The sequence below is a fragment of the Rhodococcus sp. AH-ZY2 genome (assembly GCF_030916465.1).
Classification (GTDB): domain Bacteria; phylum Actinomycetota; class Actinomycetes; order Mycobacteriales; family Mycobacteriaceae; genus Rhodococcus; species Rhodococcus ruber.
The window spans coordinates 4413589-4439288 of record NZ_CP126458.1 but is presented as its reverse complement, the minus strand read 5'-3'; the positions used below and the strand labels follow the sequence as shown (position 1 = coordinate 4439288).

Below are 25700 nucleotides of genomic sequence, written 5' to 3'. Positions count from 1 at the left end.
CCCTGGCAGCCCAAAGGACACACCGGCGGCTACGCCGCCTTCTCGAACACCGCGGCCAGGCCCTGGCCGCCGCCGATGCACATCGTCTCGAGGCCGTAGCGCCCCCCGCGACGGTCCAGTTCGCGCAGCAGGGTCGCGAGGATGCGGCCGCCGGTCGCGCCGACCGGATGGCCGAGGGAGATGCCGGAGCCGTTGGGGTTCAGGCGGGTGTCGTCGGGCTCGAGGCCCCAGCTGCGGGTCACGGCGAGGGTCTGCGCGGCGAACGCCTCGTTGAGCTCGATCACGTCCATGTCGGCCAGGGTCAGGCCGAGCCGGCCGAGGGCCTTCTCGGTGGCCGGCACCGGGCCGATGCCCATGGTGCGCGGCGGCACTCCCGCCACCGCCCAGCTCGCGAGCCGGGCCAGCGGGCGCAGTCCCAGCTGGGCCGCCTTCTCGGCGGTGGTGACGATCGCGACGGCCGCACCGTCGTTCTGGCCGCTGGCGTTGCCGGCGGTGACGGTCGACTCCGGGTCGATCCTGGCCCGGATCGGGCGCAGCGTGGCGAGCGATTCGATGCTGGTGTCGGCGCGGGGGTGCTCGTCGGTGTCGACGACGAGCGGTTCACCTTTGCGCTGCGGCACCGCCACGGGAACGATCTCCTGCGCGAAGACGCCGTTCTTCTGCGCGGCGACGGCCCGCTGGTGCGACTGCACCGCCAGGGCGTCCTGGTCCGCCCGGCTGAGGGAGAACTCGGCGCGCAGGTTCTCCGCCGTCTCGATCATGCCGCCGGGCACCGGGAAGTCGCGGCCGCCGGCGGTGACCCGCGCGCGGGCCAGCCGGTCGGACAGGGCCACGGCCTCGCCCTTGACGCCCCACCGCATGCCGGTGGCGTAGAACTCGGCCTGGCTCATCGACTCGGCGCCACCGGCGAGGATCAGGTCGCTGCCGCCGGACTGGACCTGCATGACGGCCTGCAGGATCGCCTGCAGCCCGGAGCCGCAGCGCCGGTCGACCTGCAGTCCCGGAACCTCGACGCCCAGACCGGCGTTCAATGCGGCGACGCGGCCCAGCGCGGGAGCTTCGCCGTTGGGCGAGGCCTGACCGAGGATCACGTCGTCGACGTCCGTGCCGGCGAGGCCGGTGCGGGCGACGAGCTCGCGGATCACGGTGGCGGCCAAGTCTTCCGGCGCGACGTCCTTCAGGACGCCGCCGAAGCGGCCGACGGGGGTACGGAGGGGTTCGCAGATCACGACGTCGCGCATGGCACTTCCTTGTCGGGGAATCGGGGTCAGTGGTTCTGGGTCCGGGCGAGGTCGGACGAGATCGCCGCCGCGGTGTCGACCACAGCGGGCACGAGGTCGCTGTGGACGGCGTCGAGGCTGTAGCGGGCGGCCTGGGTGGAGATGTTCACGGCCGCGACGACGGCACCCGAGGCGTCGCGGATGGGTGCGGCCAGCGACCGCAGGCCCTCCTCGAGCTCCTGGTCGACGATGCAGTAGCCGTCCCGCCGGATCCGGTCGAGCTCGGCGCGCAGGTCATCGGGAGTGACGAGGGTCCGCGACGTGAGGGGCTCGAGCGTCGCGGTGGCGAGGTAGGCGTCGAGGTCGGCGGGGGACAGGCCGGCCAGCAGCACCCGGCCCATCGACGTGGCGTGCGCCGGGAAGCGGGTGCCGATGGTGATGGAGACGGTCATGATGCGGCTGACCGGCACCCGCGCGACGTACACGACGTCGCCGCCGTCGAGCACGGACACCGACGTCGACTCGTGCACCTTCTGGGCGAGCGCCTCGAGGTGCGGGCGGGCGACGTCCGGCAGCGTCAGACTCGACAGGTAGCTGTAGCCGAGTTCGAGCACGCGCGGCGTCAGCCAGAACTGGGAGCCGTCCGTACGTACGTATCCGAGCTCGACCAGGGTGAGCAGGAACCGTCGCGCGGTGGCCCGGGTCAGGTCGGTGGCCTTGGCGACCTCGCTCAGGGTGCGGCGCGGATGCTCGGCGTCGAATGCCTTGATGACGGACAGTCCGCGGGCGAGGGACTGCACGTAGTCCGGCGACGCCGCGATCGGTTCGCCGTGGGTCATCGTCATGTGGTGCTCCCCTCGCCGTCTGCGAGTGCCTGCCGGCCGAGCGCGAAGGCCCGGTTGCTGTTCGGCACTCCCGCGTAGATCGCGGTGTGCAGGAATACTTCCACGAGCTCGTCGGGGTCGGCTCCGGCGCGCAGCGCGGCCCGGATGTGCATGTCGAGTTCGTGTTCGTTGCCGACGGCGGTGAGGATCGCCAGGGTCAGCAGCCGGCGGGTGTGGTGGTCCAGGCCCGGCCGCGACCACACATCGCCCCACGCGGTGCGGGTGATGAAATCCTGGAACGGCCGGGTGAACTCGGTGGCCGACGCCACGGCCCGGTCGACGTGGGCGTCGCCGAGGACCGTGCGCCGCACCCGCATGCCCTGCTCGAACGCGGCGGTGCGCTGCGCACCGGCGGGCGTCGCGCGGGTGATGTGCTCGCGGATGAGGGCGGTGATCCGGCCGCCCTGCTCGACGTTGGCCAGGTGCGCGCCCGGGCCGACGACGTGGAAGTCGGCGCCGGCGATGCCGTCGGCGATGAGCTGCATGGTGGCCGGCGGGGTGGCCGGATCCTGCTCGCCGGCGACGACGAGGGTGGGCGTGACGATGCGGGCCAGGTCGGGGCGCCCGTCCCACGTCGCGAGCGCCTCGCAGCAGGCGGCGTATCCCTCGTCGCTCGTGCCGGAGACCATCTGCACGTGCCGTGCGACGAGTTCGGGGTCGCGTTCGGCGAGTTCGGGGGTGAACCAGCGGCCGACGATCGACTCGGCGATCGATGCCAGCCCGTCGGCGCGGACGGTCGCGGCGCGGTCGAGCCACGGCTGGGCCGGGGCGAACGCGGCGGACGTGCACAGCAGCGTCAGGGTGCGGATGCGCTCGGGACGGTGCGCGGCGAGCCACTGGCCGACGGCACCGCCGAGCGACAGGCCCACGAAGTGCACCGAGTCGAGGCCGAGGGAATCGAGGAGCGCGACGACGTCGCCGCCGAGATCGGCCACCGTGTAGGGCCCGTCGACGACGGGTGACTTGCCGTGCCCGCGGTGGTCGACGGCGACGACGTTCGCGATCGGGGACAGCGCGGTGATCTGCGGCGTCCACATCGACCGGTCGGAGCCGAGGGAGCCGAGCAGCACGACCGGCGGGGCCGCGGGGTCGCCGTACTGTTCGTAGTCGAGCGTGACTGTCATGCTTGTCCTCCGAGGAGCCGGTCGTGGTGGGCGAGGGCACGGTCGACGAGATCGCCGGCGTGGCCGAGGTAGCGGGTGGGGTCCAGCAGGGCGCGGACCCGGTCGGCACCGAGGTGTCCGGTGATCGCCGGGTCGCGGTCGAGGGGGGTGCCGGTCTGCGCGGCGGCGGTGACGATGTCGCGGGCCTCGTCGGTGTGCTGGGCCAGGGCGGCGGTGACCTTCTCGGCGAGGATCGCGCCGCCCGTGCGGTCGAGGTTGCGGGCGAGTGCGTCCGGGTGGACGTGCAGTCCGCCGAGGCTGGTCGAAAGCTGATGTGCCGCACCGCCGGTCAGGCGCAACAGGTCGGTGAGCGGCTCCCATTCGGCGTGCCACGCACCCGCGGCGCGGGCGAATTCGTGGTCGGTCGATGCGAGCACGGTCGCGACCAGGCCGGGTACCCGGCGGGCGGCGGCACGGGCGGTGATCGCGGCGACCGGGTTGCGCTTGTGCGGCATCGCCGACGAACCGCCGGGCGCGTCCTCGCTCACCTCGCCGACTTCGGTGGCGGCCATGAGCACGACGTCGGTGGCGGGTTTGGCGACAGCACCGGCGGCGACGCCGAGCGCCGTCGCGAGCCGGGTGACCGGGGTGCGGGCGGTGTGCCACGGCACGAGGGGCCGGGCGAGGCCGAGCAGGTCGGCGAGGGTGTCCGCGAACGCGAGTCCGTCGGGGTGCACGGCCGCGAGAGTTCCTGCTGCTCCGCCGTATTGGGCCGGCAGATCGCCGAGGGCGCGGTCCAGTTCGGAGGTGGCGTCGTCGAGTGCGACGAGCCACGTCGCGGCGAGGGCGCCGAACGTGGTGGGCAGCGCCTGCTGGCCGAGGGTGCGGGCGACCGTCGGGGTGTCACGGTGCCGGCGGGCCAGGTGCGCCGCGGCGTCGGCGGCGTCGCGCAGCTCGGCGACGACGCGCCGGCCGGCCTCGCGGGCGAGCAGCATCAGCGCGGAGTCGAGGACGTCCTGGCTGGTGGCCCCGACGTGCACCGCGGCGGCGGGGGCGTCCGCGCGCGCCCGCAGGATCTTCACCAGCGGGATCACCGGATTGCCCCCGGCCGCCGAGAGCCGGCCCAGTTCGGCCGGGTCCAGGTCGCGGCCGAGGTCGTCGGCCGCGGCGGCGACGGCGACGACATCGGCGGGGGTCGCCCGACCGTGCTTCTCGGCGGCGCGGGTGATCGCCACCTCCACCTCGAGCAGGGCGGTGATCCACGCGCGGTCGGACAGCAGCGGCGCGAGGTCGGCGGCGCCGAACACGGGGTCGAAGAGGGCACCGCGGGTGGGGTCGGACTGCGCCGGCACGGTCAAGACACGCTCCCGTCTAGATCGCGAAGAACGGCGTCTCCACACCGTTCGGATCGAGGTCCTGAACGTACACGGTCCAGACGTACCCGTCGTCGGACTTCTCGGCGATCAGCTTGCGCCGCTGCGTTTCCGGCAGCGCGGCGAGCACCGGGTCGGTCGCGTGCGCGGCGAGATCCTCCGGGAAGTACAGGCGGGTGCAGAGACGATCGAGCATGCCGCGGGCGAAGATCCCGACGTTCAGGTGCGGCGCCTCGTCGGCGTCCGTGTCGGACTCGTGGGCGCCGGGCTTGATCGTGTAGACGGTGGCGGTGCCGGTCTCGTCGGCGGCGCTGCGGGCGAAGCCGCGGAAACCGTCGGTGCCGAACCGGCCGTCGGCGTCGGCCTGCCAGGTCTCGACCATCGCGTCGGCGATCGGCGTACGGTCACCGTCGATCACGGTGATCCGCACGGTGATCCGGCCGGGCGTGTCGGCGGGGACGACGTTCTCACCGTCGGCGCCCCAGTCGAGGCCGATCTTCCAGTACGGGCCGACGGTCTGCGACGGCGTGGGGCCGAAGGTGGCCGTGCTCTGGTCGCCGGGGGTGACGGGGTAACGAGGAGCGAACTCACTCATCGTCGTCCTCCTCGTTCTCGAAGGGGGTGGCCTCGCGGCCGCGCAGGACGATGTCGAAACGGAATCCGAGGGCCCAGTTGTCGACGGTGGCGTCGTAGTCGAAGACGCTGACCATGCGGTGCCGTGCCTCGGCGGGCACCGAGTTGTAGATCGGGTCCTGGAAGAACATCGGGTCGTCGGGGAAGTACATCTGGGTGACGAGCCGCTGGGTGAACGCCGTGCCGAACAGCGAGAAGTGGATGTGGGCGGGGCGCCACGCGTTGTGGTGGTTGCGCCACGGGTAGGCGCCGGGCTTGATCGTGGTGAACCGGTAGTTGCCCTGGGCGTCGGTGACGCACCGGCCGACGCCGTCGAAGTGCGGGTCGAGCGGGGCGGGCCAGTTGTCGTTCACGTGCCGGTACCGGCCGGCGGCGTTGGCCTGCCACACCTCGAGCAGCGTGTGCGGGACGGGCTTGCCGTCGCTGTCGAGCACCCGGCCGTGCACGATGATGCGCTGCCCGGCGGCCTCGCCGCCGTGGGCGAGGGTCAGGTCGGCGTCGCCCTCCTGCACGCGGTCCTCGCCGAAGACGGGTCCGGTGAGTTCGCCGAGGCGCTGCGGGATCAGCGTCAGCGGCTGGGCCGGGCGGCGCAGCGCGGTGGTCCGGTAGTCGGGGAAGTCCAGCGGCGGGTGTGCGCCGTCGGGGCGCGCAAAGCGGGGCGGCAGATGAAGCATGAGACCTCGGTGTTCGGCGCGTGTTCGCGATATGGACGGAGGGACGCTATGCGTACAAGGCTAGTGGGTCACCCGGCACGAATCAATATTCGAAACTGAAACAGTATCGAAATGGTTCGCATGACGGACGAGGGTTCACATTACGTACGACTGGCGCTATCGTAAGGGCATGGACAAAGTCGTTGCCACCGCCGCCGAGGCCGTAGCCGACATCCCGAACGGCGTCACCATCGCCGTGGGCGGATTCGGCCTGGTCGGCGTCCCGGAAATCCTCATCAACGCGCTGCTCGACCAGGGCGCCACCGACCTCGAGACGGTCAGCAACAACTGCGGCACCGACGGCTTCGGCCTCGGCGTACTGCTGGAGAAGGGGCGCATCCGACGCACCATCTCCTCCTACGTCGGCTCCAACAAGGAGTTCGCCCGCCAGTACCTCTCCGGCGAGCTCGAGGTGGAACTGACCCCGCAGGGCACCCTCGCCGAGCGGCTGCGCGCCGGCGGCGCGGGCATCCCCGCGTTCTTCACCCCGGCCGGCGTCGGCACCCAGGTCGAGGAGGGCGGGCTTCCGCTGCGCTACGACGGCAACGGCGGCATCGCGGTCGCGTCGCCCCCGAAGGAGGTCCGCGAGTTCGACGGCGAGACCTACGTCATGGAGCGCGGAATCGTCGCCGACTACGCCCTGGTGCACGCCTGGAAGGGCGACCGGCACGGCAACCTCGTCTATCGCGCGAGCGCCCGCAACTTCAACCCGCCCGCCGCCACGTCGGGCCGCATCACCATCGCGCAGGTCGAGCACCTCGTCGAACCGGGCGAGCTCGACCCCAACGAGATCCACACCCCCGGCATCCACGTCCAGCGCGTCGTGCCCGTCGGACCTGTCGCTGTCGGCATCGAGAATCGGACGGTTCGTTCATGACCCAGACCGCCACCACCGTGAAGAAGCTGACCCGCGAGCAGATGGCCGCGCGTGTGGCCCGGGAACTCTCGGACGGGCAGTACGTCAACCTCGGCATCGGCATGCCGACCCTGGTGCCCAACTACCTCGATCCGGGCGTCGAGGTCATCCTGCACTCGGAGAACGGCGTGCTCGGCGTCGGCCCGTACCCGACCGAGGACGAACTCGATCCCGAACTGATCAACGCCGGTAAGGAAACCATCACCACCATTGCGGGCGCGTCGTTCTTCGATTCGGCGCAGTCGTTCGGGATGATCCGCGGCGGCCAGATCGACGTCGCCGTCCTGGGCGCGATGCAGGTCTCCGCGAAGGGCGACATCGCCAACTGGATGATCCCCGGCGCGATGGTCAAGGGCATGGGCGGCGCGATGGACCTCGTCCACGGTGCCAAGCGCGTCATCGTGATGATGGAACACGTCACGAAGAAGGGTGAACCGAAGATCTTCGACGAGTGCACCCTGCCGCTGACCGGCAAGCGCTGCGTCCAGCGGATCATCACCGACATGGCCGTCATCGACGTCACCGACGAGGGCCTGAAGCTCGTCGAGACCGCGCCCGGCGTGAGCGTCGACGACGTCGTCGCCGCGACGGCCGCGACCCTTCTCGTCTGATCTCACCGTCTCCGAAAGGCTCACGGGCCGAACACTTACGGGCCGAATGTCACACCGCGTCGATCTGACCGACCGAATGTGACATTCGGCCCGTCGGCGTCGGAGCCGGTGCGGGGTGCCACGCGAACGAAGCGAGCGGCGGGTCCAGTTCGGCACCGGTGAGGCGGTTGGCGAGCGTCGAGAGGGTGAAGGTGCCGACGCCGAGGACGACGTCGAGTGCATGGCGGGTGGTGAAGCCGGCGGCGGTGAACGCGGCCCACCGGTCGGCCGGGACCGCGCCCGCCGAGTCGAGCACGGCGACGGTGAATGTCCGCAGGGCCTCGAGTCGGGGATCGGTGAGCGGTCGGCCGGCCCGCAGGGCGTCGACGAGGTTGCCCGGCGCACCCATCCGCGTCAGCACGGCGGTGTGCAGTGCGACGCAGACGTGGCATTCGTTGCGCGTGGCGATCGTCAGCACGAGCACCTCGCGTTCGAGTTCGTCGAGGCTGCTGCGCTCGAACAGCGCACCGGCGCGGGTGAAGGCGGACAACAGTTCGGGGGATTCCGCCATGAGCGCCACGGCTGCCGGCACGTAGCCGAACTTCTGCCGGATCGCTTCCATGGTGGCCCGCGACGCAAGGGGTGCAGTCTCGGGTCGATGGTGGAGGAATGCTGTGGACACGGGACGGCCTCCGATAAGATAGACAATGTGGTTGACGAAATAGTAAACCGAGTTGTCGAAAATGTGCAAGACCCGACCCCGGGCTACGAGCTGCCCCTGCTCCTGTTCGCCGGATTCCGCTCGCTCGTCGACGCGCTGCATCGCCGGCTGGCCGAGGAGGGTCACCCGGACGTGCGTCCGGCCCACGGGTTCGCGATGCAGGCCGTCGGAGCGACCGGCGCGTCGGCGAGCGAGATCGGACGCCGCCTCGGCGTCTCCAAGCAGGCCGCCGGCAAGACCGTCGACCGGCTCGAGCGTCTCGGTTACGTTCGGCGCGAGCCGGATCCGTCGGACGCGCGGGCGCGGATCGTCGTGCTCACCGACCGGGGCCTCGACTGCCTGCGGCGGTCGGCGGTGATCTTCGACGACCTGCGGGCGGAGTGGGGGCGGACGCTCGGTGCGGACCGGCTCGAGCGCCTCGAGGTCGACCTGCGCGCCGTCACGCACGGTCAGGACGTCCGGCTCGACGCGCAGGCGTGGTTCGACCGGTAGCCGGGGCGGCTGGGGGATCTGGACAACTCGGTTAACAACGATTAACTTCGAGACTCGTTGCCGACGGACCAGGAGCCCCCGTGAGTACGCGCTTTCCCGCCATGGAACTGAAGGATCTGCCCGAGGACATCGCCGCGCGCGTGCTCGAGGTGCAGGAGAAGTCGGGCTTCGTGCCCAACGTGTTCCTCACCTTCGCGCGACGTCCCGCCGAGTGGCGGGCCTTCTTCGCCTACCACGACGCGATCATGCTGCGCGAGGACTCCGGCCTCACCAAGGGCGACCGCGAGATGATCGTGACGACGATCTCCGCCGCCAACAACTGCCTGTACTGCGTCGTCGCGCACGGGGCGATCCTGCGGATCTACGAGAAGAAGCCGACGGTGGCGGATCAGGTGGCGATCAACTACCGCACCGCGGACATCACCGCGCGCCAGCGCGCGATGCTCGACTTCGCCACCAAGGTCAACGAGCGGGCATACGAGATCGACGACGCGGACTTCGAGGCTCTGCACGCACACGGCTTCACGGACGAGGACGCCTGGGACATCGCCTCCGTCACGGCGTTCTTCGGTCTGAGCAACAGGATGGCCGGCGTCGCCGGCATGATGCCCAATCCGGAGTTCTACCTGATAGGCCGGGTCCCCCGCGCGTAGCCGCTCAGCCGTCGCCCGGTTCGGGGCCGGGCGCGGCGGTGGCGTCCGTGTCGCCGGTGTCGATGACGAGTTCGTAGCGCCGGCCGTACGTTTCCACGAGAGCCTGGAGGACGGCGACGACCGGGACCGACACCAGCGCACCGATCGCACCGAACAGCGACGCCCCGACGATCACCGACCCGAACGCGACGGCCGGATGGATCGACACGGTCTTCGACGTGATGCGCGGGTGCAGGACGTAGTTCTCGACCTGCTGGTAGGCCGTGCCGAACAGCACCACCCACAACCCGTCGATCGGCTGGTTGGCCGCGGCGATGATCGCGGGCAGCGCGATCGCCAGGTACGTCCCGAGGGTGGGCACGAACTGCGAGACGATTCCGGTCCACAACGCGAGCGGCAGCCAGTACGGCACGCCGATGATCATGAGGAAGATGCCGGTGCCCACGGCGCTGACCGCACCGAGGATGAGGCGGGAGACGACGTAGCCACCGGCCTTCTCGACGGAAATCTCCCACACGGTCGAGATGACTCGTTGCTGCCGGGCCGGGAACCAGCTCGAGATCGTGCGGCGCATCGCCGGGCCCTCGGCCGACATGTAGAACACGAACAGCAGCATGGTCATGGCCTGGAAGACCACGCCCACCACCGACGACACCACGCCGAGCACGCCGGGGGTGAACCGCTGAACCAGATCGCGCACCGTCTCGGGGGTCAGTCGCAGCAGTTCCGGACCCGTGGTGAAGTTCGTGTCGAAGACACGATTGGCCCATTCGGTGACTGCGGTCAGCGCGTCCGGTAAGGCTTTCAGCAACTGGCCCAACTGTTCGGCGAGCAACGTCCCGAACAGAGCGACGAATCCGACGGCGAACGCCAGCAGTCCGAACAGCACCAACCCGGTGGCCGCTCCCCGGCGCAGCCCGTGACGCTCGAGCCAGTCGACGACGGGCTCGAGCGTGATGCTCAGCAACCATGCGAGAAACAGCAATCCGAGGAAGCCGCGCAGGTTGTGGAACAGCCAACCGGACAGCTGGTAGGCGGCGACGGCAAGGAGGACGTACAGGATCGCCGGGCGAAGCCACTGTGGAGCCCGGGGTCCGTTGCGTTTGCGGTGTGCCGGCAGCGGGGCCGGCCCGTCCTCGCTCATCGCACTCTCCGCGGTCGCCCGACAGATCCGTTCACAGCCGGAATCTACCCGTCCGCGCCGCCCGGGCAGAGCGAATGTATCGGTCGCCACCACTATCGAGACGGACGATGCCTTCGCTCGACGAGGCCGGGACGAGCGCGAGGCGAGCCGGACGAGGCCGATACGACGAAACCGGCCCGGACTCGTGAGAGTCCGGGCCGGCGGTGGTAGCGGGGACAGGATTTGAACCTGCGACCTCTGGGTTATGAGCCCAGCGAGCTACCGAGCTGCTCCACCCCGCGTTGCATCACCGACTATACACGAGGCGGAGAGTGCTCCGTTCCAGGGTCGTCCGGGCGGTCCTGGAGACGCCCGAGGCTCTCCGCGTAGTAGCCACGAATGTGGTCGACGATGCGGGAGCGGGCGAGGTCGGCGTCGCCGGCGCGGACCGCCTCGAGCAGTCCCCGGTGCTCGCACCGCAGCCGGGCACACGTCGTGGGCCAGGTGGCGAGCGGAGCGCCGGCGAGCACGTAGCTCTCGATGGAGTCGCGCAGTCCGGTCATCATCGCCGCGATCACCTGGTTCCCGGCTGCGTCCGCCATCGCGATGTGGAACCGGGCGTCGAGCACCAGGAACTCGTGGGCCACGAGTTCGGCGTCGTCCATCGCGTCGAGCAGTTGTTCCGCGTGGGCGAGGTCGGGGGCCGGATCGCTCCCGGCCAGGGCGCGCATCACCTCCGTCTCGAGGACGAGCCGGGTCCGGACCACGTCCGCCACCGGGAAGCTCTGCGCCGCCACCTGCATGCGCATGAGCATCGACATGCCCCCGGTGGGGCGCGAGACGATCATCGCGCCCGCCGTCGGCCCGGATCCGGTCTGGGCGCTGAGCAACCCGAGCGCCTCCATGACGCGCAGGGCCTCCCGCACCGACGAGCGGCCCACGCCGAGATCGGCGGCCAGGACGCGCTCCCCGGGCAACCGTTGGCCGGGCGCGAGTTGTCCCGAGACCAGTTGCTGCTCGAGGTGGTTCAACACGGTCTCCCATGCGCGGGGCTCGGAGTGCGGCATGGTGTGAGCCTATGCCGGTCGCCGGACGGGCCGGACGCTCGGCGGCCGGGCGCGGCGTTCCGGGTGCGGCAGAGGAGATCCCGTGCCGCGTCCTCCCGGGGGACGACTCACGGCAGCATCCACGACAGCACCGGCGTCGACTGGAGATAGACCAGCACGCACAGCAGGGCCAGCATGCCGACGCTGTAGCCGACGACCTTGCGCAGCAGCAGCGGCTCGCTGCCCGGCCGGCCGACAGCGGTCGCCGCGATGGTGAGGTTCTGCGGGCTGATGAGCTTGCCCACGACACCGCCCGAGGTGTTCGCCGCGACCAGCAGCGTCGGATCGATGCCCGCGGCCTGCCCCGCGGTCTGCTGCAGCCGCGCGAACAGCGCGTTCGCCGAGGTGTCCGAGCCGGTCACCGCGGTGCCCAGCCAGCCCAGGATCGGCGACAGCAACGCGAAGATCGCGCCGGTTCCGGCGAGCCACGTGCCGATGGCGACGGTCTGCCCGGAATGGTTCATCACGTAGGCCAGGCCGAGCACCGTGGCTACGGTGGCGACGGAAAGCCGCATCCTCCACAGTGTCCCGGGGAAGGTGCTGAGAGTCAGGCGCACGGTCATCGGGAACCGGCCGCCGCCGCTGAACACCGTGTACACGAGGCCGACGACGATGCCCGAGAACAGCAGGAGGGTACCGGGATTCGACAGCCACGGCAGCGTGTAGATCGCGCCCGTCGACGGATCTCCGCTCGCGGTGAGCAGATTCCCGTACAGGCCCGGCCATTCGACCTTGATATCGGTGCCCGCCAGCCACTTCGGCACGTCCACGCCGAGCGTCCACAGCTTGGCGATGCCGAACACGACGATGACGAGCAGGTACGGGAACAGCGCCATCGCCGTGCGTGCGGCACCGATCGGTTCCGCGGTGACGTGCGAGTGCTGGTCGTCGGGGGTGCTCGGACGCCAGAACCGCAGCATGACCACGGCCGCGGCGAGGCCGACGAGGGAGGCGACGACGTCCGTGAGCTCGTACGAGAAGTGGCTCGAGCACCAGTACTGCGCGATCGCGAACGCGAAGCCGGTGACCAGCGCGATCGGCCACACCTGGCGGACGCCGCGCCGGCCGTCGACCAGCAGCAGCAACAGGATCGGCACGAACCAGGCGAGCACCGGTGTCTGCCGGCCGACGACGGCGGCGATCTCGGTCGCCGGGATACCGGTGAGGTTTCCGGCGGTGGTGATCGGAATTGCCATGGCGCCGAACGCGACCGGTGCGGTGTTCGCGACGAGTACGGTGACGGCGGCGCGGATCGGGGGCATGCCGATCGCGATGAGCATCGCGCCGGTGATCGCGACCGGTGCCCCGAAACCGGCGAGCGCCTCGAGCATTCCGCCGAAGCAGAAGGCGATGAGCATCGCCTGGATGCGCATGTCGCCGTGACCGACGGAGTTGAACACGTGCCGCAGGTCTTCGAAACGTCCACTGACGACGGTGAGTTCGTAGAACCAGATCGCGGTGACGACGATCCACATGACCGGGAACAGGCCGAACGTGAAGCCCTGCAGGGCGGACAGTCCGGCCAGCGGCGCCGGCATCCCGAAGCCGACGACGGCGACGACGAGGGCCACGGCGAGCGCGCCGAGCCCGGAGTACCAGGCCTTGAGTTTGAGGCCGGCGAGGAGCACGAAGAAGGTCAGGAGGGGGACCAGGCCCAGCAGAGCCGTCGCGGTGAGGTTGCCGGCGACGGCGGTGGTCGACGGTGTGTACGTCACCGCGAGCAGTTCGGTTTCCACATGAAACTCCAGGTTTGCGTCGCGGACCGCGACGGGATCTGTGGTCAGACCACAGGACCGTACACCATGACCTCGGTCACAATCCAGAACCGGAGGGAATTCGCAGAAAATCCGGACAGGGGGTGACGCAGGGCACCGACCATGGGTTACTGTGGTCTGACCACATAGACCCGATGCGGAGATCCACATGCGAATCGCCCTGTTCGCGACGTGCCTCGGGGACACGATGTTCCCCGGCGCCGTCTCGGCCACCGCCCTCCTCCTCGCGCGGCTCGGCCACGACGTCGTCTTCCCCGACGGCCAGACCTGCTGCGGCCAGATGCACGTCAACACCGGCTACCAGCCCGACGCGTTGCCACTCGTCGAGAACTACGCCGACGCCTTCGGCGACAACGGCATCGACGCGGTCGTCGCACCCTCCGGATCCTGCGTCGGGTCCGTGCGGCACCAGCACGAGATCGTCGCCGGTCGCTACGGTTCGCCGGCGCTGTGCAGCCGCGTCGACGAGGTGAAGGCCAAGACGTACGAGCTGTCCGAGTTCCTCGTCGACGTCCTCGGGGTCACCGACGTCGGGGCCTACTTCCCGCACCGCGTGACCTACCATCCCACCTGCCATTCGCTGCGCATGCTGCGCGTGGGGGACAAGCCGCTGCAGCTGTTGCGCGCCGTCCGCGAGATCGACCTCGTGGAGCTGCCGGAGGCCGACTCCTGCTGCGGATTCGGCGGCACCTTCGCGCTCAAGAACGCCGAGACCTCCACCGCGATGCTCGCGGACAAACTGTGCAACATCACCGCAACCGGTGCCGAATACTGCAGCGCCGGCGACTCGTCGTGCCTCATGCACATCGGCGGCGGACTGTCACGTCTGCGCACCGGAACCCGCACCATCCACCTCGCCGAGATCCTCGCCTCGGTAGAACCGGCCGTCTCTCCCAAGGGGGTGCCCGCGTGATCGCTCTCGGCATGCCGCCCGTCCCGCCGCGCGGCTCCGGAAATCTGCGGGGTGTCGCGGCGTTTCCCGCCGCGGCGCACCAGGAACTCGCAAACACCCAGCTGCGCCGCAACATCGGCAAGGCCACCCACACCATCCGGGCCAAGCGCCTGAGCGTGACCGGCGAGCTGCCCGACTGGGAGCAGTTGCGCGACGCCGGTGCCGCCGTCAAGACCGACGTGCTGAACCGGCTGCCGGAGCTGCTCACCCAGTTCGAGGCCGCGGTGACCGCCCGTGGCGGCGTCGTGCACTGGGCGGCCGACGCCGCCGAGGCCGATGCCATCGTCACCGACCTGATCCGCGCGACGGGCTCCGACGAGGTCATCAAGGTCAAATCGATGGCCACCCAGGAGATCGGGCTCAACGAGCACCTCGAGGAGCAGGGCATCACGGCCTACGAGACCGACCTCGCCGAGCTGATCGTCCAACTGGGCCACGACAAGCCCTCGCACATCCTCGTTCCCGCCGTCCACCGCAACCGGGCCGAGATCCGTGAGATCTTCCTGCGCGAGATGCCGGGCGTCGACCCCGATCTGGACGACAATCCCCGGCATCTCGCGGCTGCGGCGCGGAAGTTCCTGCGTCACAAGTTCATGACCGTGCCGGTCGCGGTGTCGGGCGCGAACTTCGGAATCGCCGACACCGGCACGCTCGCGGTCGTCGAATCCGAGGGCAACGGTCGCATGTGCCTGACGCTGCCGCAGACCCTGATCACCGTGATGGGCATCGAGAAGCTGCTGCCCACCTACCGGGATCTCGAGGTGTTCCTGCAGTTGCTGCCGCGCTCGTCCACGGGCGAGCGGATGAACCCGTACACGTCGATGTGGACCGGCGTCACCCCCGGCGACGGTCCGCAGGAGTTCCATCTCGTGCTGCTCGACAACGGACGCACCGCGGCGCTCGCCGACGAAATGGGACGCGAAGCGCTGCACTGCATCCGATGTTCGGCGTGCCTGAATGTGTGCCCGGTGTACGAGCGCACCGGCGGCCACGCCTACGGCTCGACGTACCCCGGCCCGATCGGCGCCGTGCTCAGCCCGCAACTCGCCGGCATGGATGCCCCGGGGGATCCGAACGCGACCCTGCCCTTCGCCTCGAGCCTGTGCGGGGCGTGCTACGACGCATGCCCCGTCAAGATCGACATCCCCTCGCTGCTCGTCGAACTGCGGCACCAGAAGGTCGAGCACGCGTCGTTCGGGATCGAGGCGGCCGCGATGAAGGCGGCATCACTGGCGATGTCGTCGTCGCGTCGCTGGACGACCGCGCAGAAGGCGGCCGGACTCGGCCGGCTCCTCGCCGGGAAGAAGGGGAAGATCACCTCGCTGCCGGGTCCGCTCGCCGGCTGGACGGAAGCCCGCGACATCCCGGCGCCGCCGAGACAGACCTTCCGGCAATGGTGGAACTCCGACGAGGGACGTGCCGCGCTGGCACAGGCGCGCGAGAAGGGACGGCAGCAGTGAGCACCCGCGACGTGATCCTCGGCCGGATCCGCGACGCCCGGACACTTGCCCCACCGGTACCGGTGCAGGTACCCCGCGAGTACCGCACCGGGCGCACCCTGCCGGACGCACAGCGGCGGGAACTGCTCGTGGACCGGCTCGTCGACTACAAGGCGCACGTGCACGAGTGCGCGCCGGCCGACCTTCCCGACGTGCTCGCACGGGTGCTGACCGAGCACGGCGTGCGCCGCGTGGGGGTCCCCGCGGGATTGGACCGGTCGTGGCTCGCACGGTTCGACGGCGACGTGGTGGTGGACTCGTCCGAGATCCCCGCCCCGGACCTCGGCGACCTCGACGGCGTCGTCACCGCCTCCGCGGTCACGTGTGCCGAGACGGGCACCATCTTCCTCGACGGCGGCCCCGACCAGGGCCGGCGCGCGCTGACCCTCGTGCCGGACCTGCACGTGTGCGTCGTGCCCCTCGCCGACGTCGAAGTCGGGGTGCCCGAGGCGCTGATGCGGCTGGTGCCGGAACGCCCCACCACCATGATCAGCGGCCCCTCCGCGACGTCCGACATCGAACTCGAGCGGGTCGAGGGCGTGCACGGGCCACGAACCCTGATCGTGGTGATCGTCGGATGACCGCCACCCGCACCCGGTCCGGGTTCGGGTGGCAGTTCCGCGGCAGTTGCCGCTCCCTCGGCGAGTTCTACTTCTTCGCCCCGGACGGCGAGGAACCGGTCGTGCGGCGACGGCGGGAGGCAGCTGCGAAACGGATCTGCGCGAGCTGCCCGGTGCTGACGGAGTGCCGGACCCACGCGATGCTCGGCCGCGAGCGGCACGGGGTGTGGGGCGGGCTGTCGGAGCGGGAGCGCCGCGCCCGGTGCTGACGGCGAGGCGCTCCCGGTCCGCTCGGACGAGGAGCGCCCCGCAGCAGCTTCACCCCACGGCCGCGAGCGGTGCCGCAGTCCGGCCGGTGGCGGCCGGCACCGACTTCAGCGAAATCGAGCGCCTGGCCCTCATCGGCCGCTGACGCGGCCGGTGTGTCCTTTGGGTTGCCCTGGCAGCCCAAAGGACACACCGCTGGGGGCGTTACGACTGCCAGGGGATCCGGTACGGCTCCTGGTCCTGCCCGGCCGCAGGCGTGGTACGCGGCGAGGCCGGGAACCACCGGAACCGCGGATTCGCCTTCAGTTCGGCGACCTCCGGTGGAACCGGATGTGCCACCGCCTCGATCTCGGACCAGCGGCACTGTCCGGCAGCAACTCTCGACGCGTACTGCCGCAGTGCGGGAGAGGCGTCGCTGCTCGCCGCGAGTTGTTCCATCACCGCATCGTCGACCTGAATGCATCGGTTCGCGCCGGCGAACCGCTGTGCGCGAATCACGGCGGTGTCGAGGTCGGTCACGGCTCGGTGGATGCGGTCCAGTGGACCGTCGAGATGCGAGGGCACGTCCCTCACGGCGCATCCGCCCAGGGGTTCTCGCCGACCGAGTACGCGTCGGAGGGCTTGTTCGCGGGGCCGCGGACGTCTGCGACGCCGGCGAGGTCGACAGCCACCGCCGCCCGGTGCTCGGTGCGCTCGTACGCCTCGGTCAACGGCGCCAGCGTGTGCTCGACCTGCTCCTGCAGGGCGTTCGTCGGAGACGCCAGGGCCTCGAGAAATGCCGTCAGTGCGTCCGTGAGCTCGCGGATCCGCGTCACGACGTCGTCGACGAATGCGATCGTGTCCCGAACGATCCTGGCGAGGGTGAGGATCTGTACGGCCGTGCCGGCGAACGGGACCTTCTTCAGCGCGAACTTCAGCGTCTGCATCCCGTCGTCGAACGCCACCTCTTCCTCGAGCATCTCCTTCAGCGACCGAACCGCGGTGACGATCCCTTCCCGGATCTTCTCCGCAACCAGGTTGCACGTCTCCTCGACCACGCGTCCGACCGGTCCCTCCCACCGGAGCGCGTCGACGATCCGGCCGGCGTAGTCCGTGAACGCCCGGGCAGCCTGCCCGTTCCAGTGGGGATCCAGAGCCCGCACCACGGCGTCGAGATTCTCCCCGCCGGCCTCCACCGCCTCCCCGGCGATGCGGTACGCGTTGCCGAGTCGCCGCAGTTCGTTCCAGTTTCCGTCCAGCGGTTCGATCACCTGGGCGATCGGGCTCCACTCGGTCAGCATCTCGATTGTCTTGTCGACGTCGCCGAGCCAGCCGGCCGCCTCCGCGACGATCTCACGGACGTCCTCGTCGGGGGCTTCGGGGTGAGGGAGTTCGGTCCTGCCCGCAACCCCGGTCCGGACGGGATCGGGGTACGGTCGCGCCGGGCCGGCGGCCGGTGTCTCCGGATCGTATGCGTCGATCGACTCCGGAAAGAGGAGGTTGGCATTGAGCCGTTCGTAGTTGCGTTCCTCCGTGTCGTAGTAGATCCACGCGCAGCGGTTCAATTCGATGCCGGTCTTCAGGCAGAGATCGGCAAGGACGAAGTATCGAGACTGTGCCGACGGCAGAACTGCCCGGAACCCGTCCTGGATCGTCCGCAACAGTGCACCGTCCAGTGTGCCGGCCGGCTCACCGTGGACGGCGAGGTACCGGTTGGCCCACAACACATCGTTGCCGATCTCCTGCGCAGCGACGGCAGCGCCGGCGATCTGATTCGCGGTGGCGCTGAACCTCTCGTATGTCTCGGACATCACGACCTCCTCAGCGACTCGACGAGGCCGTCGATGGAATCGTCGTCGAGCTGGCCGGCCACACCGCGATCCGCCTGCACGACGAAGACCGCGACCTCCGCTGAGGCCAGGCCGGTGGTGGCCACGAAGTCCCACCGTGCTGCCGGCGGGGCACATTCGTGGATGTGCGGGATGTCGGCTACACGCGCCGTGATCCGGACCGCCGGATTTCCGTCGATGTCGAAATGGACCGGGGCCGAATACTCGACCGTCGGCGACTGTTCCCGGCCGGAGTACATCCACTCGACTGCTCGAACCTCGTGAGCAGCCACGGTCAGCAGGTCACCGGCGGGCCGCCCCGTGATACCCACGGACGCCAGCGTGGACGTGTCTTCCGCGGCGCAGTACCCATTCCCGAAGGAGGATGCCGAACCGATCACCATCATTTCACCGCCACGGCCGTTCCACCCCATAATGGACTCTCCCCCGAACCAGCCGGGTGGCGTGGTGTACGTGAGCCCGAACTTCGTCGGTACCGGTTGCGGTGCGCCCTCGGGAACGTCGGGCAGTTTCGGAGCCCGCTCCATCGTTGGGAATCCCGGTGGCAGTTCACGTCGTGGTGTTGTGGCAGTAGGTGACTCGGCACGTGACGTCGTGACCGGTGGGGCCCACTCCGGCGCCGCATCCGGAACATCCGGCGCCAGCAGGCTCCCTGCTGCCGATATCCCGCCGATGGCGAGCGCGCTCCCCACGCACCACAACACCACTTTGCCCAGCTCGAAGACGACGACGCCCCACTTCGACATTTCTCGACCCCCCTTGTCGACAGCGGAACCATACCAGTTGATCTGGTCCACAGGGTTTTCCGCGCCCCGAGGGTGTGGAGAACCGGGACCGCCGAACGAGCAACGGCCGCCGGGACGTGGGAGAACGGGGTTCTGCGTGGTCCGCGGGATCGGTCGATCTCACATGCTGTCGAGGCGCCACTGGGCGAGCTGGACTGCGTTCGAGACGCATTCGGTCACCACCGCCGATCGTTCGGCGGGTCCGGGCGCCGTGAGCACCTGCAATCGGTCCGCCTCGCCGATCGGAACGAACCGCGCCAGTGCGAACAGCCGCGCGCCCGGCTCGTCGGGCAGTTCGGTGATGCTCGGCGGTTCGATCCGACCGTTCGACAGCCGGTCGAGCAGACCGTAGAGCCGGCCGAGCCCCACGCTCAGTTCGGCGAAATCCACCGGGCCGGAAACCGTGTCCGGCCACGGCTCGACCTCCGCGCGTGGGTACGGGTCGTCCGGAAGCCAGTTCTTCACCCGGATCCGCTCTTCCCCGATGCACTCCAGGACGTATCGACCGTCGTCGAGTTCGGTGTCCATCACGATCCGCGCGATCGTGCCGACGTCGTGGCGGGTCTCCCCGCCCCCCACCTCGTGCCCTCGCTCGATGAGCACGACGCCGAATCGTGGCCCGTCCGGATCTGCGAGGCAGTCCCGGACCAGGCGGCGGTAGCGCGGCTCGAACACATGGAGCGGAAGCGCGTCGCCCGGCAGCAGCACGGTTCCCAGCGGGAACATCGGGAGCACGGGCATCAGGGCAGCCGCAGCCGGGGAATCGGCGGTTCCGGAATCGGCTCGCCGCGTTCGATCTCGGTCAGCAGGTGCTCGGCCCACGCCGCCAGACCGTCGATGTCCAGCCCGTGCGGCGGCTCGTCCTCGTAGTGCCGGATCCGCGCCTCCCCCTGCCGCAACAACGACGCCGCACCCGCCGGATTGTCCCGCAGCAGATGCGTCAGCCCCACGGCGAGCTGCGCCAGCCCCTGCCACAGGGGCCGCTCCTCGACCGGCGCCGATTTCCACGTGCTCTCCAGCACCTCGTGCGCATGAAACGGATGGCCGTGGTCGAGCAGCCGCTGGGCCTCGGTGATCGCCTCGTCGGGCTCGAGGTCCAGGTCCTCCGGGACCCGCTCGACACCCTCCTCGCCGTAGGGGAGAGGACGCCCCAGCGCGTCGCGCGGACGGGCATTCTGCGGCCTACCGTCGACGGTTCGATCCCGTTCAACCATGAACCCAGCGTAAACCGGTATCGCCGACCCGACCGCGCTTCTCGCGAGCCCCGTCGACGGCGCGGGCCAGCTCGTCGCGCAGCAGCTCCGGCGACGCGGGACAGACGTGGGTGTGGCGGCCCGTCCGGAACAGGTACCGGCCGTCCCCGACGACGTCGAACCAACCGAGATCGGTGACCGGCGTGAAGGTCAGACCGTCCGGTGAGGACAGTACCCGCAGGTTGCCCGTCCCGGACCGGGGATCGGTCAGCAGCCGTCGCAATCGGACTGCGGGCGGCGCCTGCGCGGTCCGCAGTACCTGCGTCGGGGTCGAGAACTCCGCCACCTCCGCGGTGGGCGCGGACAGCGCCGGCGCCGTGCCTGCGGGTGCGTCGGGCAGACACTGCACGACGGCGTCCGCCAAGGTGTACGCCGACGTGGTCGTGACGACGAAGTCGCCGGCACGCCCCGGTTCCTGTCGCACCAGGACCGCGGAGTCGTGCCTGATGCAGCCCCGCAGCCGCAGCTCGGAGTCGGCCGAGGTCTGCCCGTACGCCTCGACGGTGACCTCCGCGTGCCGCATCGTCGCCATCGCCGCCGCGAGCTGCTCGTCGGGATTCATGCGCCGCCACCGGTGGGCCGCCTCCACGTTCGCGGCGTGTTCGTCCTCCCACAGCGCGGTCGAGCGGTAGCGCAGGGGAAACGGGACCTCGTCGAGTCCTGTCGCGGTCCACAGCGCGAGGAACCGGTCGGGTGTGAGCCGCCACGTCATGCCGGATCGACCCCCAGTACCGGCGGCGCGGTGAGCGGCATCGGACCGATCAGCTCGTTCCCGTTGTCGATGCCCACGAGGTAGCTGGGCACCGTGCGGGCGGCGTCGTCGTCCCGTGCCGGGCGTGCGGGGGCGCCCAGCATGCCCGGGTACATGCCGCCCGCGCGGCCGGAGCCGGCGCGCGCGCCGGGACCCGACGTCGCCGAACCGGTCGTTCCGTTCGCCATCGGCACGCCGCCGACGGGACCGGGTCCGCCGAGTCCCGGAGCGCCGGCGCCGGTCCCCGCGCCGGCGCCTCCCGCGCCACCGCCCCCCGACGTCGCTCCGCCGGTTCCGCCCGGGAATCCCCCAGGGGAGCGCTCCGGGGTCGTGGTCGCGCCGGCCGCCGTCGTCGCGGCCGGGACGGTCGTCGAGGGCTCGGCAGCACCCGTCGTCGGGTCGCCCGGTGCCGCGTGACGGTCTGGGGCAGGGGCGTCTGGGGCTGGGGCGTCGGGGGCTGGGGCGTCGGGGGACGCGGTGTCCGTGACCGGTCGGCCGTCGCTGCCGGCTCCCGCGGGCCCGGAACCGCCACCTCGGCCGTTCGCACTATCCGCGGGGCGCTCCGCTGGGCTCGGTCCGAGCGGTCCCGATCCTGCCGTCGCCTCGTGCGGGGACGGCAGGATCGGGACCGCCGTGCCGGATTCGCGGTAGTGCGGGACGTAGAGCGACTCCATGACGCGCACGGCCTCGGTGCGTGCAGCCTCCGCCGCCCGCGCGAACTCCGCCGTGTCCTGTGGCACCACCACACCCGACGGCATCGGGATCCGTATCGGCGGTGGTTGCACATTGGTTCGGACGGCGGTGGCGATCTCCGATGCCGCAGCCAGCTTCGTCGACACCGCCAGCAGGGCGGCGACCAGTTGTTCGGCCGACGTCGCGAAGGAGCGGGTCGCCGCCACGGCCTGCTGTGCCGCCTCGCCGTCCCATCCCTCGGCAATCTTGTTGCAGATCATCTGGGTTCCGAAGATGAAGCCGATGCTCATGTCGGTCGCGATCGCGCGCCAGCTCTCCGCCAGGCTCCTCATCGCACCCGGGTCCATTCTCTGGACGTCCCGGTAGATGGCGTCGTGCTCCATGCTGTGGAAGTTCTCGAACACGGTGGCATAGTCCGGATCGAAGCTGCCGTCGAGCCGTGCAACGAGGCTGGTGTGCCAGTTCGTCAGGGCGTCGACCCGCTCCGGCACCGCGGGATCGAGCAGCGGATCGAGCATCGACCGGATCGGATTCTCGTTGTACGACAATTTATTCGGCACTTCCGCTCACGACCGCGACGTGTCGCGCCGCGCGTCTTCCGGTGCCGTGTGAAGCCTCGACTGACATGCCCATGGAGTCCCCCCGATTCCGTGGTAGTGCGCAGGATCGTAGCGGACCGGACAGTCCTGTGGCGAGTCGTGCCGGGCCGTGCAGGTGGTGCCGCGATCGCCCTCGTCGCATCCGCGCGGTCCCCAGTCGTCCGCGCCCTCGATTGAGTTCGCGGATGACTGCCGCCCGCGCGGATATCGCGCGACTCGTCGACCGGCGCAAAAGTGCTGGCGTTCAGGCAGAGTCGGTCGTGCCGAGGTGCCGGGCCCAGTCGTACTCGGCGTCGAGGAATCCCTGCCCGCCCGCGGCGAAGGTCTCGCGCATGCGGGCGAGGACCTCGTGGAACTGGGTGAGCCGCTCGTAGGCGGACTCCGGGGTGCCCCTGGCCTTGATGAGGAAGCCTCGGCGAAGTTGTTCCGCGGACTCGAATCCGCCGAAGCTCACGGCTCGGGTCAGGTCCTCGGATCGGTCGATCGCGTGGGACAGTGTCGCGAGCATGGTGTCGCATAGTGCGACGATCTCGTCGATCGTGTGGGGGTCGAGTCGCAGCGGTCTGCTCACCTTGTTCCTTCCGATCAGTTGCCGATGAGTACGGAGATCCGCGCGGCGGTGTCCTCGAGTCCGGCGCACCATTCCCCTTGCGGGACGCCGTTGCCGTGGTCGGGGTGGTAGACGCGCGAGATGATGAGGACCCCGAACGACGTCTCCACGTTGACGGCACACGCGTGGCGCAGGCTCGGGTCGACCTCGAGGAGGGCGCGTCGGCCGTCGACTTCGATGGGGGTCGCGTACCCGCCGACCTTCTCCTGCACTTCGGCGAAGGTGATGTTGCCGGAATTGAGATTGAGTCCGTAACGGCGGAGAACTCCGGGGATGCGTAACGTGCCCTGATAGCTGCACCCGAGGAATGTGTAGTGCGTCGCGGCGAAGTCGCTGACCTCCTCCGACTTCGGGTCGTAGCCGGCGTCGCGGAGTACCTGGTCGGGGATGTCGAGGCAGGGGTCGAACGTGACCGGGGGCCGGTCGGATTCGTCGACGATGCGCGGCACACGGGTGGTCGACGTGGCCGGCGGCTCCGCGGGTGCTGTGGGTTCCGGGGGTGCGACGGAGGTGCACGCGCCGGCCGTCGCCGCCGCGACGGCGACGATCCACCCACGCGTGCGTACCCGTCGTCGTTCTCGGTAGGTCGCGGCGCGAGCGTGTGGCCGACGCGCTCTCCGGTCACCCGCGACATCCGTTGCGTGCGCAGTCGGCCGATCGCCGCGCGAAGACGTCCCCCCGATCATGGACCCCCCGATCCGTCGTGTGGGGCAGATCCTAACGGACGGCGCCGACGAGGCGCAGGGCCAGATCGGAGTAGAGGTTCGCGATGGCGTGGGGCTCGTTGTAGCGGCCGGAGGGGTACCAACGGCAGATGTCGACGCACAGCGACATCAGGGCCAGGGTGACGCCCTCGGTGTCGGGGACGGTGAACTCGCCGGAGGCGACCCCGGCGTCGACGATGGTGCGGACGACCTGGGTGGTGCGTCGGCGCAGGCCGGTGATGACGCGGTAGTGCTCCGGGGTGAGGGCGGTCAGTTCGTACTGGACGACGCGGGCGCGGCGATGGTGCTCGGCCTGCCACTCGGCGAACCGGGCGATGACGGTGGACAGACGCGTGGTGGCGTCCTCGTCGGGCAGGTCGGCGGTGCGCACCACCTCGAGGGCGAGATCGTGGCCCTCGTAGCTGATCGCGTAGAGCAGTTCTTCCTTGGACTTGTAGTGCGGGTACATCGCGGCCGGGCTCATGTCGAGGCGGGCGGCGATCTGGCGGGTGGTGGTGCCGCCGTAGCCGTTCTCGGCGAACACCTCGACGGCTGCCTCGCGTAGCCGGGCCGCGGCCTTCGATCCGCTGATCACCGCGTCCCTGGATGTGCTCACGTCGTGCTCCCGTTCCTGCTGCGGCCTGGTTGACAAGATAGCGGCCGCGGTTCACTATAAGCGCACGCTTAGAAAATAAGCAGATGCTTACAGATTTGAGGAGCGGTTGATGCGACGCACCCTGTACGGCCCCGATCACGAGGCGTTCCGCGAGTCGGCGCGCGAGTTCGTGAACCGGTTCGTCATGCCCCGTGCGGAGGAGCTCATCGAACGTCACGAGATCCCGCGTGACATCTGGATCGAGGCCGGTAAGGCCGGCTTCCTGGGGCTCGAGATCCCGGAGCGCTTCGGTGGCATGGAGGCGAACGACTACCGCTTCAACGCCATCCTCGGCGAGGAGTTCGCCCGGGCCAACATGGCGCTGTCCTCGTCGATGGGTATCCATTCGGACATCACCGTCCCCTACATCGTCCACCTGGGCAACGAGGAACAGCGCGAGCGCTGGCTGCCGCGCTGCGCCACCGGCGAGCTCATCTGTGCCATCGGCATGACCGAGCCGTCCGGCGGCTCCGACCTCGCCAACCTGAAGACCACCGCCGTGCGCGACGGTGACGACTGGATCCTCAACGGCGCCAAGACGTTCATCACCAACGGCTACAACTGCGACCTCGTCGTCGTCGCGGCCCGCACCGACCCGTCGAAGGGCGCGAAGGGCATCTCCCTGTTCGCCGTCGAGCGCGGGATGGAGGGCTTCGAGAACGGCCGCAAGCTGGACAAGGTCGGTCAGCCCGAGGCCGACACCGCAGAGCTGTTCTTCAAGGACGTTCGCGTCCCGCACGCCAACCTCATCGGCGAGGAGGGCATGGGCTTCATCTCGATGATGAAGATGCTGCCGCAGGAGCGACTCGGCTCCGCGGTCAACAATGTGCACCACGCCAAGCACATCCTGCTCGAGACCATCGAGTACGCGAAGGAGCGCAAGGCGTTCGGCCAGGCCATCGGCGCCATGCAGTACAACAAGTTCCTGCTGGCCGAGCTGGTCACCAAGATCGAGGTCGCCGAGGCGTACGTCGACCAGGCCGTCGAGGCGCATGCCGACGGCAAGCTCACCGCCGTGGACGCGGCCAAGGCGAAGTGGTGGAGCGCGCAGACGCAGTCCGAGGTCCTGGACGCGTGCGTGCAGATCCACGGTGGCTACGGGTTCATGAACGAGTACCGTGTGGCTCGTGCATGGAAGGACGCCCGCGTCACCAAGATCTGGGCCGGCACCAACGAGATCATGAAAGAACTCATCGGCCGCGATCTGGGCCTGTAGAGACTCGAAGCGTCAACACCGAACA

The 25700-nt window shown here is 69.9% G+C and carries 29 protein-coding genes and 1 tRNA gene; 9 read left to right on the top strand and 21 right to left on the bottom strand.

The window, feature by feature from the left end; all coding sequences use genetic code 11:
- Nucleotides 1-29 precede the first annotated feature (29 nt).
- From QNA09_RS21340 to pcaH, 6 genes are read right to left on the bottom strand one after another with little or no spacing between them, the layout of a single operon-like run.
- Entirely contained in the window at nt 30-1241 is a 1212-nt protein-coding gene (locus QNA09_RS21340) for an acetyl-CoA C-acetyltransferase (RefSeq protein ID WP_191902676.1), read from the bottom strand.
- Nucleotides 1242-1267: 26 nt separating this feature from the next.
- A complete protein-coding gene (locus QNA09_RS21335) occupies nt 1268-2065 on the bottom strand; it encodes an IclR family transcriptional regulator (RefSeq protein ID WP_010595734.1) in 798 nt (265 codons plus the stop codon).
- Nucleotides 2062-3228, bottom strand: coding sequence for a 3-oxoadipate enol-lactonase (pcaD, locus tag QNA09_RS21330; RefSeq protein WP_308072069.1), 1167 nt, complete (start codon nt 3226-3228; stop codon nt 2062-2064). Before pcaD ends, QNA09_RS21335 begins: the two co-directional genes overlap by 4 nt.
- Nucleotides 3225-4565, bottom strand: a complete 1341-nt coding sequence (locus QNA09_RS21325) for a lyase family protein (protein WP_010595732.1) — start codon at nt 4563-4565, stop codon at nt 3225-3227. Before QNA09_RS21325 ends, pcaD begins: the two co-directional genes overlap by 4 nt.
- A gap of 13 nt (nt 4566-4578) precedes the next feature.
- Nucleotides 4579-5175, bottom strand: a complete 597-nt coding sequence (pcaG, locus tag QNA09_RS21320) for a protocatechuate 3,4-dioxygenase subunit alpha (RefSeq protein WP_010595731.1) — start codon at nt 5173-5175, stop codon at nt 4579-4581.
- Complete coding sequence (gene pcaH / locus QNA09_RS21315) at nt 5168-5887, bottom strand: protocatechuate 3,4-dioxygenase subunit beta (RefSeq protein ID WP_010595730.1); 720 nt, start codon at nt 5885-5887, stop codon at nt 5168-5170. The genes pcaG and pcaH overlap by 8 nt, the downstream gene beginning before the upstream one ends.
- A 169-nt stretch (nt 5888-6056) precedes the next feature.
- Here pcaH and QNA09_RS21310 point away from each other — a divergent pair, with 169 nt between their 5' ends.
- Both QNA09_RS21310 and QNA09_RS21305 read left to right on the top strand, forming a co-directional pair.
- On the top strand, nt 6057-6803 hold the full coding sequence (locus QNA09_RS21310; RefSeq protein ID WP_048771497.1) for a CoA transferase subunit A: 747 nt from the start codon (nt 6057-6059) through the stop codon (nt 6801-6803).
- Entirely contained in the window at nt 6800-7453 is a 654-nt protein-coding gene (locus QNA09_RS21305) for a CoA transferase subunit B (RefSeq protein ID WP_010595728.1), read from the top strand. The genes QNA09_RS21310 and QNA09_RS21305 overlap by 4 nt, the downstream gene beginning before the upstream one ends.
- A 49-nt stretch (nt 7454-7502) precedes the next feature.
- Here the strand turns inward: QNA09_RS21305 and QNA09_RS21300 are convergent, their stop codons facing one another.
- On the bottom strand, nt 7503-8114 hold the full coding sequence (locus QNA09_RS21300) for a carboxymuconolactone decarboxylase family protein (protein WP_308072068.1): 612 nt from the start codon (nt 8112-8114) through the stop codon (nt 7503-7505).
- Between the two features lie 63 nt (nt 8115-8177).
- Here QNA09_RS21300 and QNA09_RS21295 point away from each other — a divergent pair, with 63 nt between their 5' ends.
- Together QNA09_RS21295 and QNA09_RS21290 are read left to right on the top strand one after the other, a co-directional pair.
- On the top strand, nt 8178-8645 hold the full coding sequence (locus QNA09_RS21295) for a MarR family winged helix-turn-helix transcriptional regulator (protein ID WP_010595726.1): 468 nt from the start codon (nt 8178-8180) through the stop codon (nt 8643-8645).
- 101 nt (nt 8646-8746) lie between these two features.
- Nucleotides 8747-9298: a peroxidase-related enzyme gene (locus tag QNA09_RS21290; RefSeq protein WP_308072479.1), complete on the top strand. Its 552-nt coding sequence runs from the start codon at nt 8747-8749 to the stop codon at nt 9296-9298.
- Nucleotides 9299-9302: 4 nt separating this feature from the next.
- Here QNA09_RS21290 and QNA09_RS21285 read toward each other — a convergent pair whose 3' ends face one another.
- From QNA09_RS21285 to QNA09_RS21270, 4 genes are all read right to left on the bottom strand, one after another.
- Entirely contained in the window at nt 9303-10442 is a 1140-nt protein-coding gene (locus QNA09_RS21285; RefSeq protein WP_010595724.1) for an AI-2E family transporter, read from the bottom strand.
- Between the two features lie 204 nt (nt 10443-10646).
- Nucleotides 10647-10723 (bottom strand) — tRNA-Met (locus tag QNA09_RS21280).
- Between the two features lie 12 nt (nt 10724-10735).
- Nucleotides 10736-11488, bottom strand: coding sequence for a FadR/GntR family transcriptional regulator (locus QNA09_RS21275; protein ID WP_029540144.1), 753 nt, complete (start codon nt 11486-11488; stop codon nt 10736-10738).
- 107 nt (nt 11489-11595) lie between these two features.
- A complete protein-coding gene (locus QNA09_RS21270; RefSeq protein ID WP_308072067.1) occupies nt 11596-13263 on the bottom strand; it encodes an L-lactate permease in 1668 nt (555 codons plus the stop codon).
- A gap of 187 nt (nt 13264-13450) precedes the next feature.
- Here QNA09_RS21270 and QNA09_RS21265 point away from each other — a divergent pair, with 187 nt between their 5' ends.
- Genes QNA09_RS21265 through QNA09_RS21250 form a run of 4 tightly spaced genes read left to right on the top strand, consistent with a single transcriptional unit; the run spans nt 13451 to nt 16582 of the window.
- A complete protein-coding gene (locus QNA09_RS21265; RefSeq protein ID WP_010595721.1) occupies nt 13451-14215 on the top strand; it encodes a (Fe-S)-binding protein in 765 nt (254 codons plus the stop codon).
- Nucleotides 14212-15714, top strand: a complete 1503-nt coding sequence (locus QNA09_RS21260; RefSeq protein ID WP_308072066.1) for a LutB/LldF family L-lactate oxidation iron-sulfur protein — start codon at nt 14212-14214, stop codon at nt 15712-15714. The genes QNA09_RS21265 and QNA09_RS21260 overlap by 4 nt, the downstream gene beginning before the upstream one ends.
- Nucleotides 15711-16334 carry an LUD domain-containing protein gene (locus QNA09_RS21255; protein ID WP_010595719.1) on the top strand — a complete coding sequence of 208 codons (624 nt, stop codon included), beginning with the start codon at nt 15711-15713 and terminating at the stop codon, nt 16332-16334. The genes QNA09_RS21260 and QNA09_RS21255 overlap by 4 nt, the downstream gene beginning before the upstream one ends.
- Complete coding sequence (locus QNA09_RS21250) at nt 16331-16582, top strand: WhiB family transcriptional regulator (protein ID WP_010595718.1); 252 nt, start codon at nt 16331-16333, stop codon at nt 16580-16582. The genes QNA09_RS21255 and QNA09_RS21250 overlap by 4 nt, the downstream gene beginning before the upstream one ends.
- Nucleotides 16583-16784: 202 nt before the next feature.
- Here the strand turns inward: QNA09_RS21250 and QNA09_RS21245 are convergent, their stop codons facing one another.
- The 10 genes from QNA09_RS21245 to QNA09_RS21200 form a co-directional block, all read right to left on the bottom strand.
- Nucleotides 16785-17153 (bottom strand): hypothetical protein, encoded by a 369-nt coding sequence (locus QNA09_RS21245; RefSeq protein WP_010595717.1) that lies wholly within the window; start codon nt 17151-17153, stop codon nt 16785-16787.
- Nucleotides 17150-18370 carry a hypothetical protein gene (locus tag QNA09_RS21240; RefSeq protein ID WP_119700120.1) on the bottom strand — a complete coding sequence of 407 codons (1221 nt, stop codon included), beginning with the start codon at nt 18368-18370 and terminating at the stop codon, nt 17150-17152. Before QNA09_RS21240 ends, QNA09_RS21245 begins: the two co-directional genes overlap by 4 nt.
- On the bottom strand, nt 18370-19206 hold the full coding sequence (locus QNA09_RS21235; protein WP_244213193.1) for a hypothetical protein: 837 nt from the start codon (nt 19204-19206) through the stop codon (nt 18370-18372). Before QNA09_RS21235 ends, QNA09_RS21240 begins: the two co-directional genes overlap by 1 nt.
- Nucleotides 19207-19314: 108 nt before the next feature.
- Nucleotides 19315-19935 (bottom strand): LON peptidase substrate-binding domain-containing protein, encoded by a 621-nt coding sequence (locus tag QNA09_RS21230; RefSeq protein WP_010595714.1) that lies wholly within the window; start codon nt 19933-19935, stop codon nt 19315-19317.
- Complete coding sequence (locus QNA09_RS21225) at nt 19935-20408, bottom strand: DUF309 domain-containing protein (RefSeq protein WP_010595713.1); 474 nt, start codon at nt 20406-20408, stop codon at nt 19935-19937. The genes QNA09_RS21230 and QNA09_RS21225 overlap by 1 nt, the downstream gene beginning before the upstream one ends.
- Nucleotides 20401-21159: an ESX secretion-associated protein EspG gene (locus QNA09_RS21220; protein ID WP_010595712.1), complete on the bottom strand. Its 759-nt coding sequence runs from the start codon at nt 21157-21159 to the stop codon at nt 20401-20403. The genes QNA09_RS21225 and QNA09_RS21220 overlap by 8 nt, the downstream gene beginning before the upstream one ends.
- Nucleotides 21156-22451 carry a WXG100 family type VII secretion target gene (locus QNA09_RS21215; protein WP_237211308.1) on the bottom strand — a complete coding sequence of 432 codons (1296 nt, stop codon included), beginning with the start codon at nt 22449-22451 and terminating at the stop codon, nt 21156-21158. The genes QNA09_RS21220 and QNA09_RS21215 overlap by 4 nt, the downstream gene beginning before the upstream one ends.
- 283 nt (nt 22452-22734) lie before the next feature.
- Entirely contained in the window at nt 22735-23061 is a 327-nt protein-coding gene (locus QNA09_RS21210; protein WP_119700119.1) for a hypothetical protein, read from the bottom strand.
- 14 nt (nt 23062-23075) lie between these two features.
- On the bottom strand, nt 23076-23648 hold the full coding sequence (locus tag QNA09_RS21205; RefSeq protein WP_029540143.1) for a DUF3558 domain-containing protein: 573 nt from the start codon (nt 23646-23648) through the stop codon (nt 23076-23078).
- A 169-nt stretch (nt 23649-23817) separates the two neighbouring features.
- Entirely contained in the window at nt 23818-24420 is a 603-nt protein-coding gene (locus QNA09_RS21200; RefSeq protein ID WP_010595708.1) for a TetR/AcrR family transcriptional regulator, read from the bottom strand.
- Between the two features lie 109 nt (nt 24421-24529).
- On the opposite strand from QNA09_RS21200, the gene QNA09_RS21195 reads away from it, so the two are divergent.
- Nucleotides 24530-25675: an acyl-CoA dehydrogenase family protein gene (locus QNA09_RS21195; RefSeq protein ID WP_003934461.1), complete on the top strand. Its 1146-nt coding sequence runs from the start codon at nt 24530-24532 to the stop codon at nt 25673-25675.
- The last annotated feature ends 25 nt before the right edge of the window (nt 25676-25700 follow it).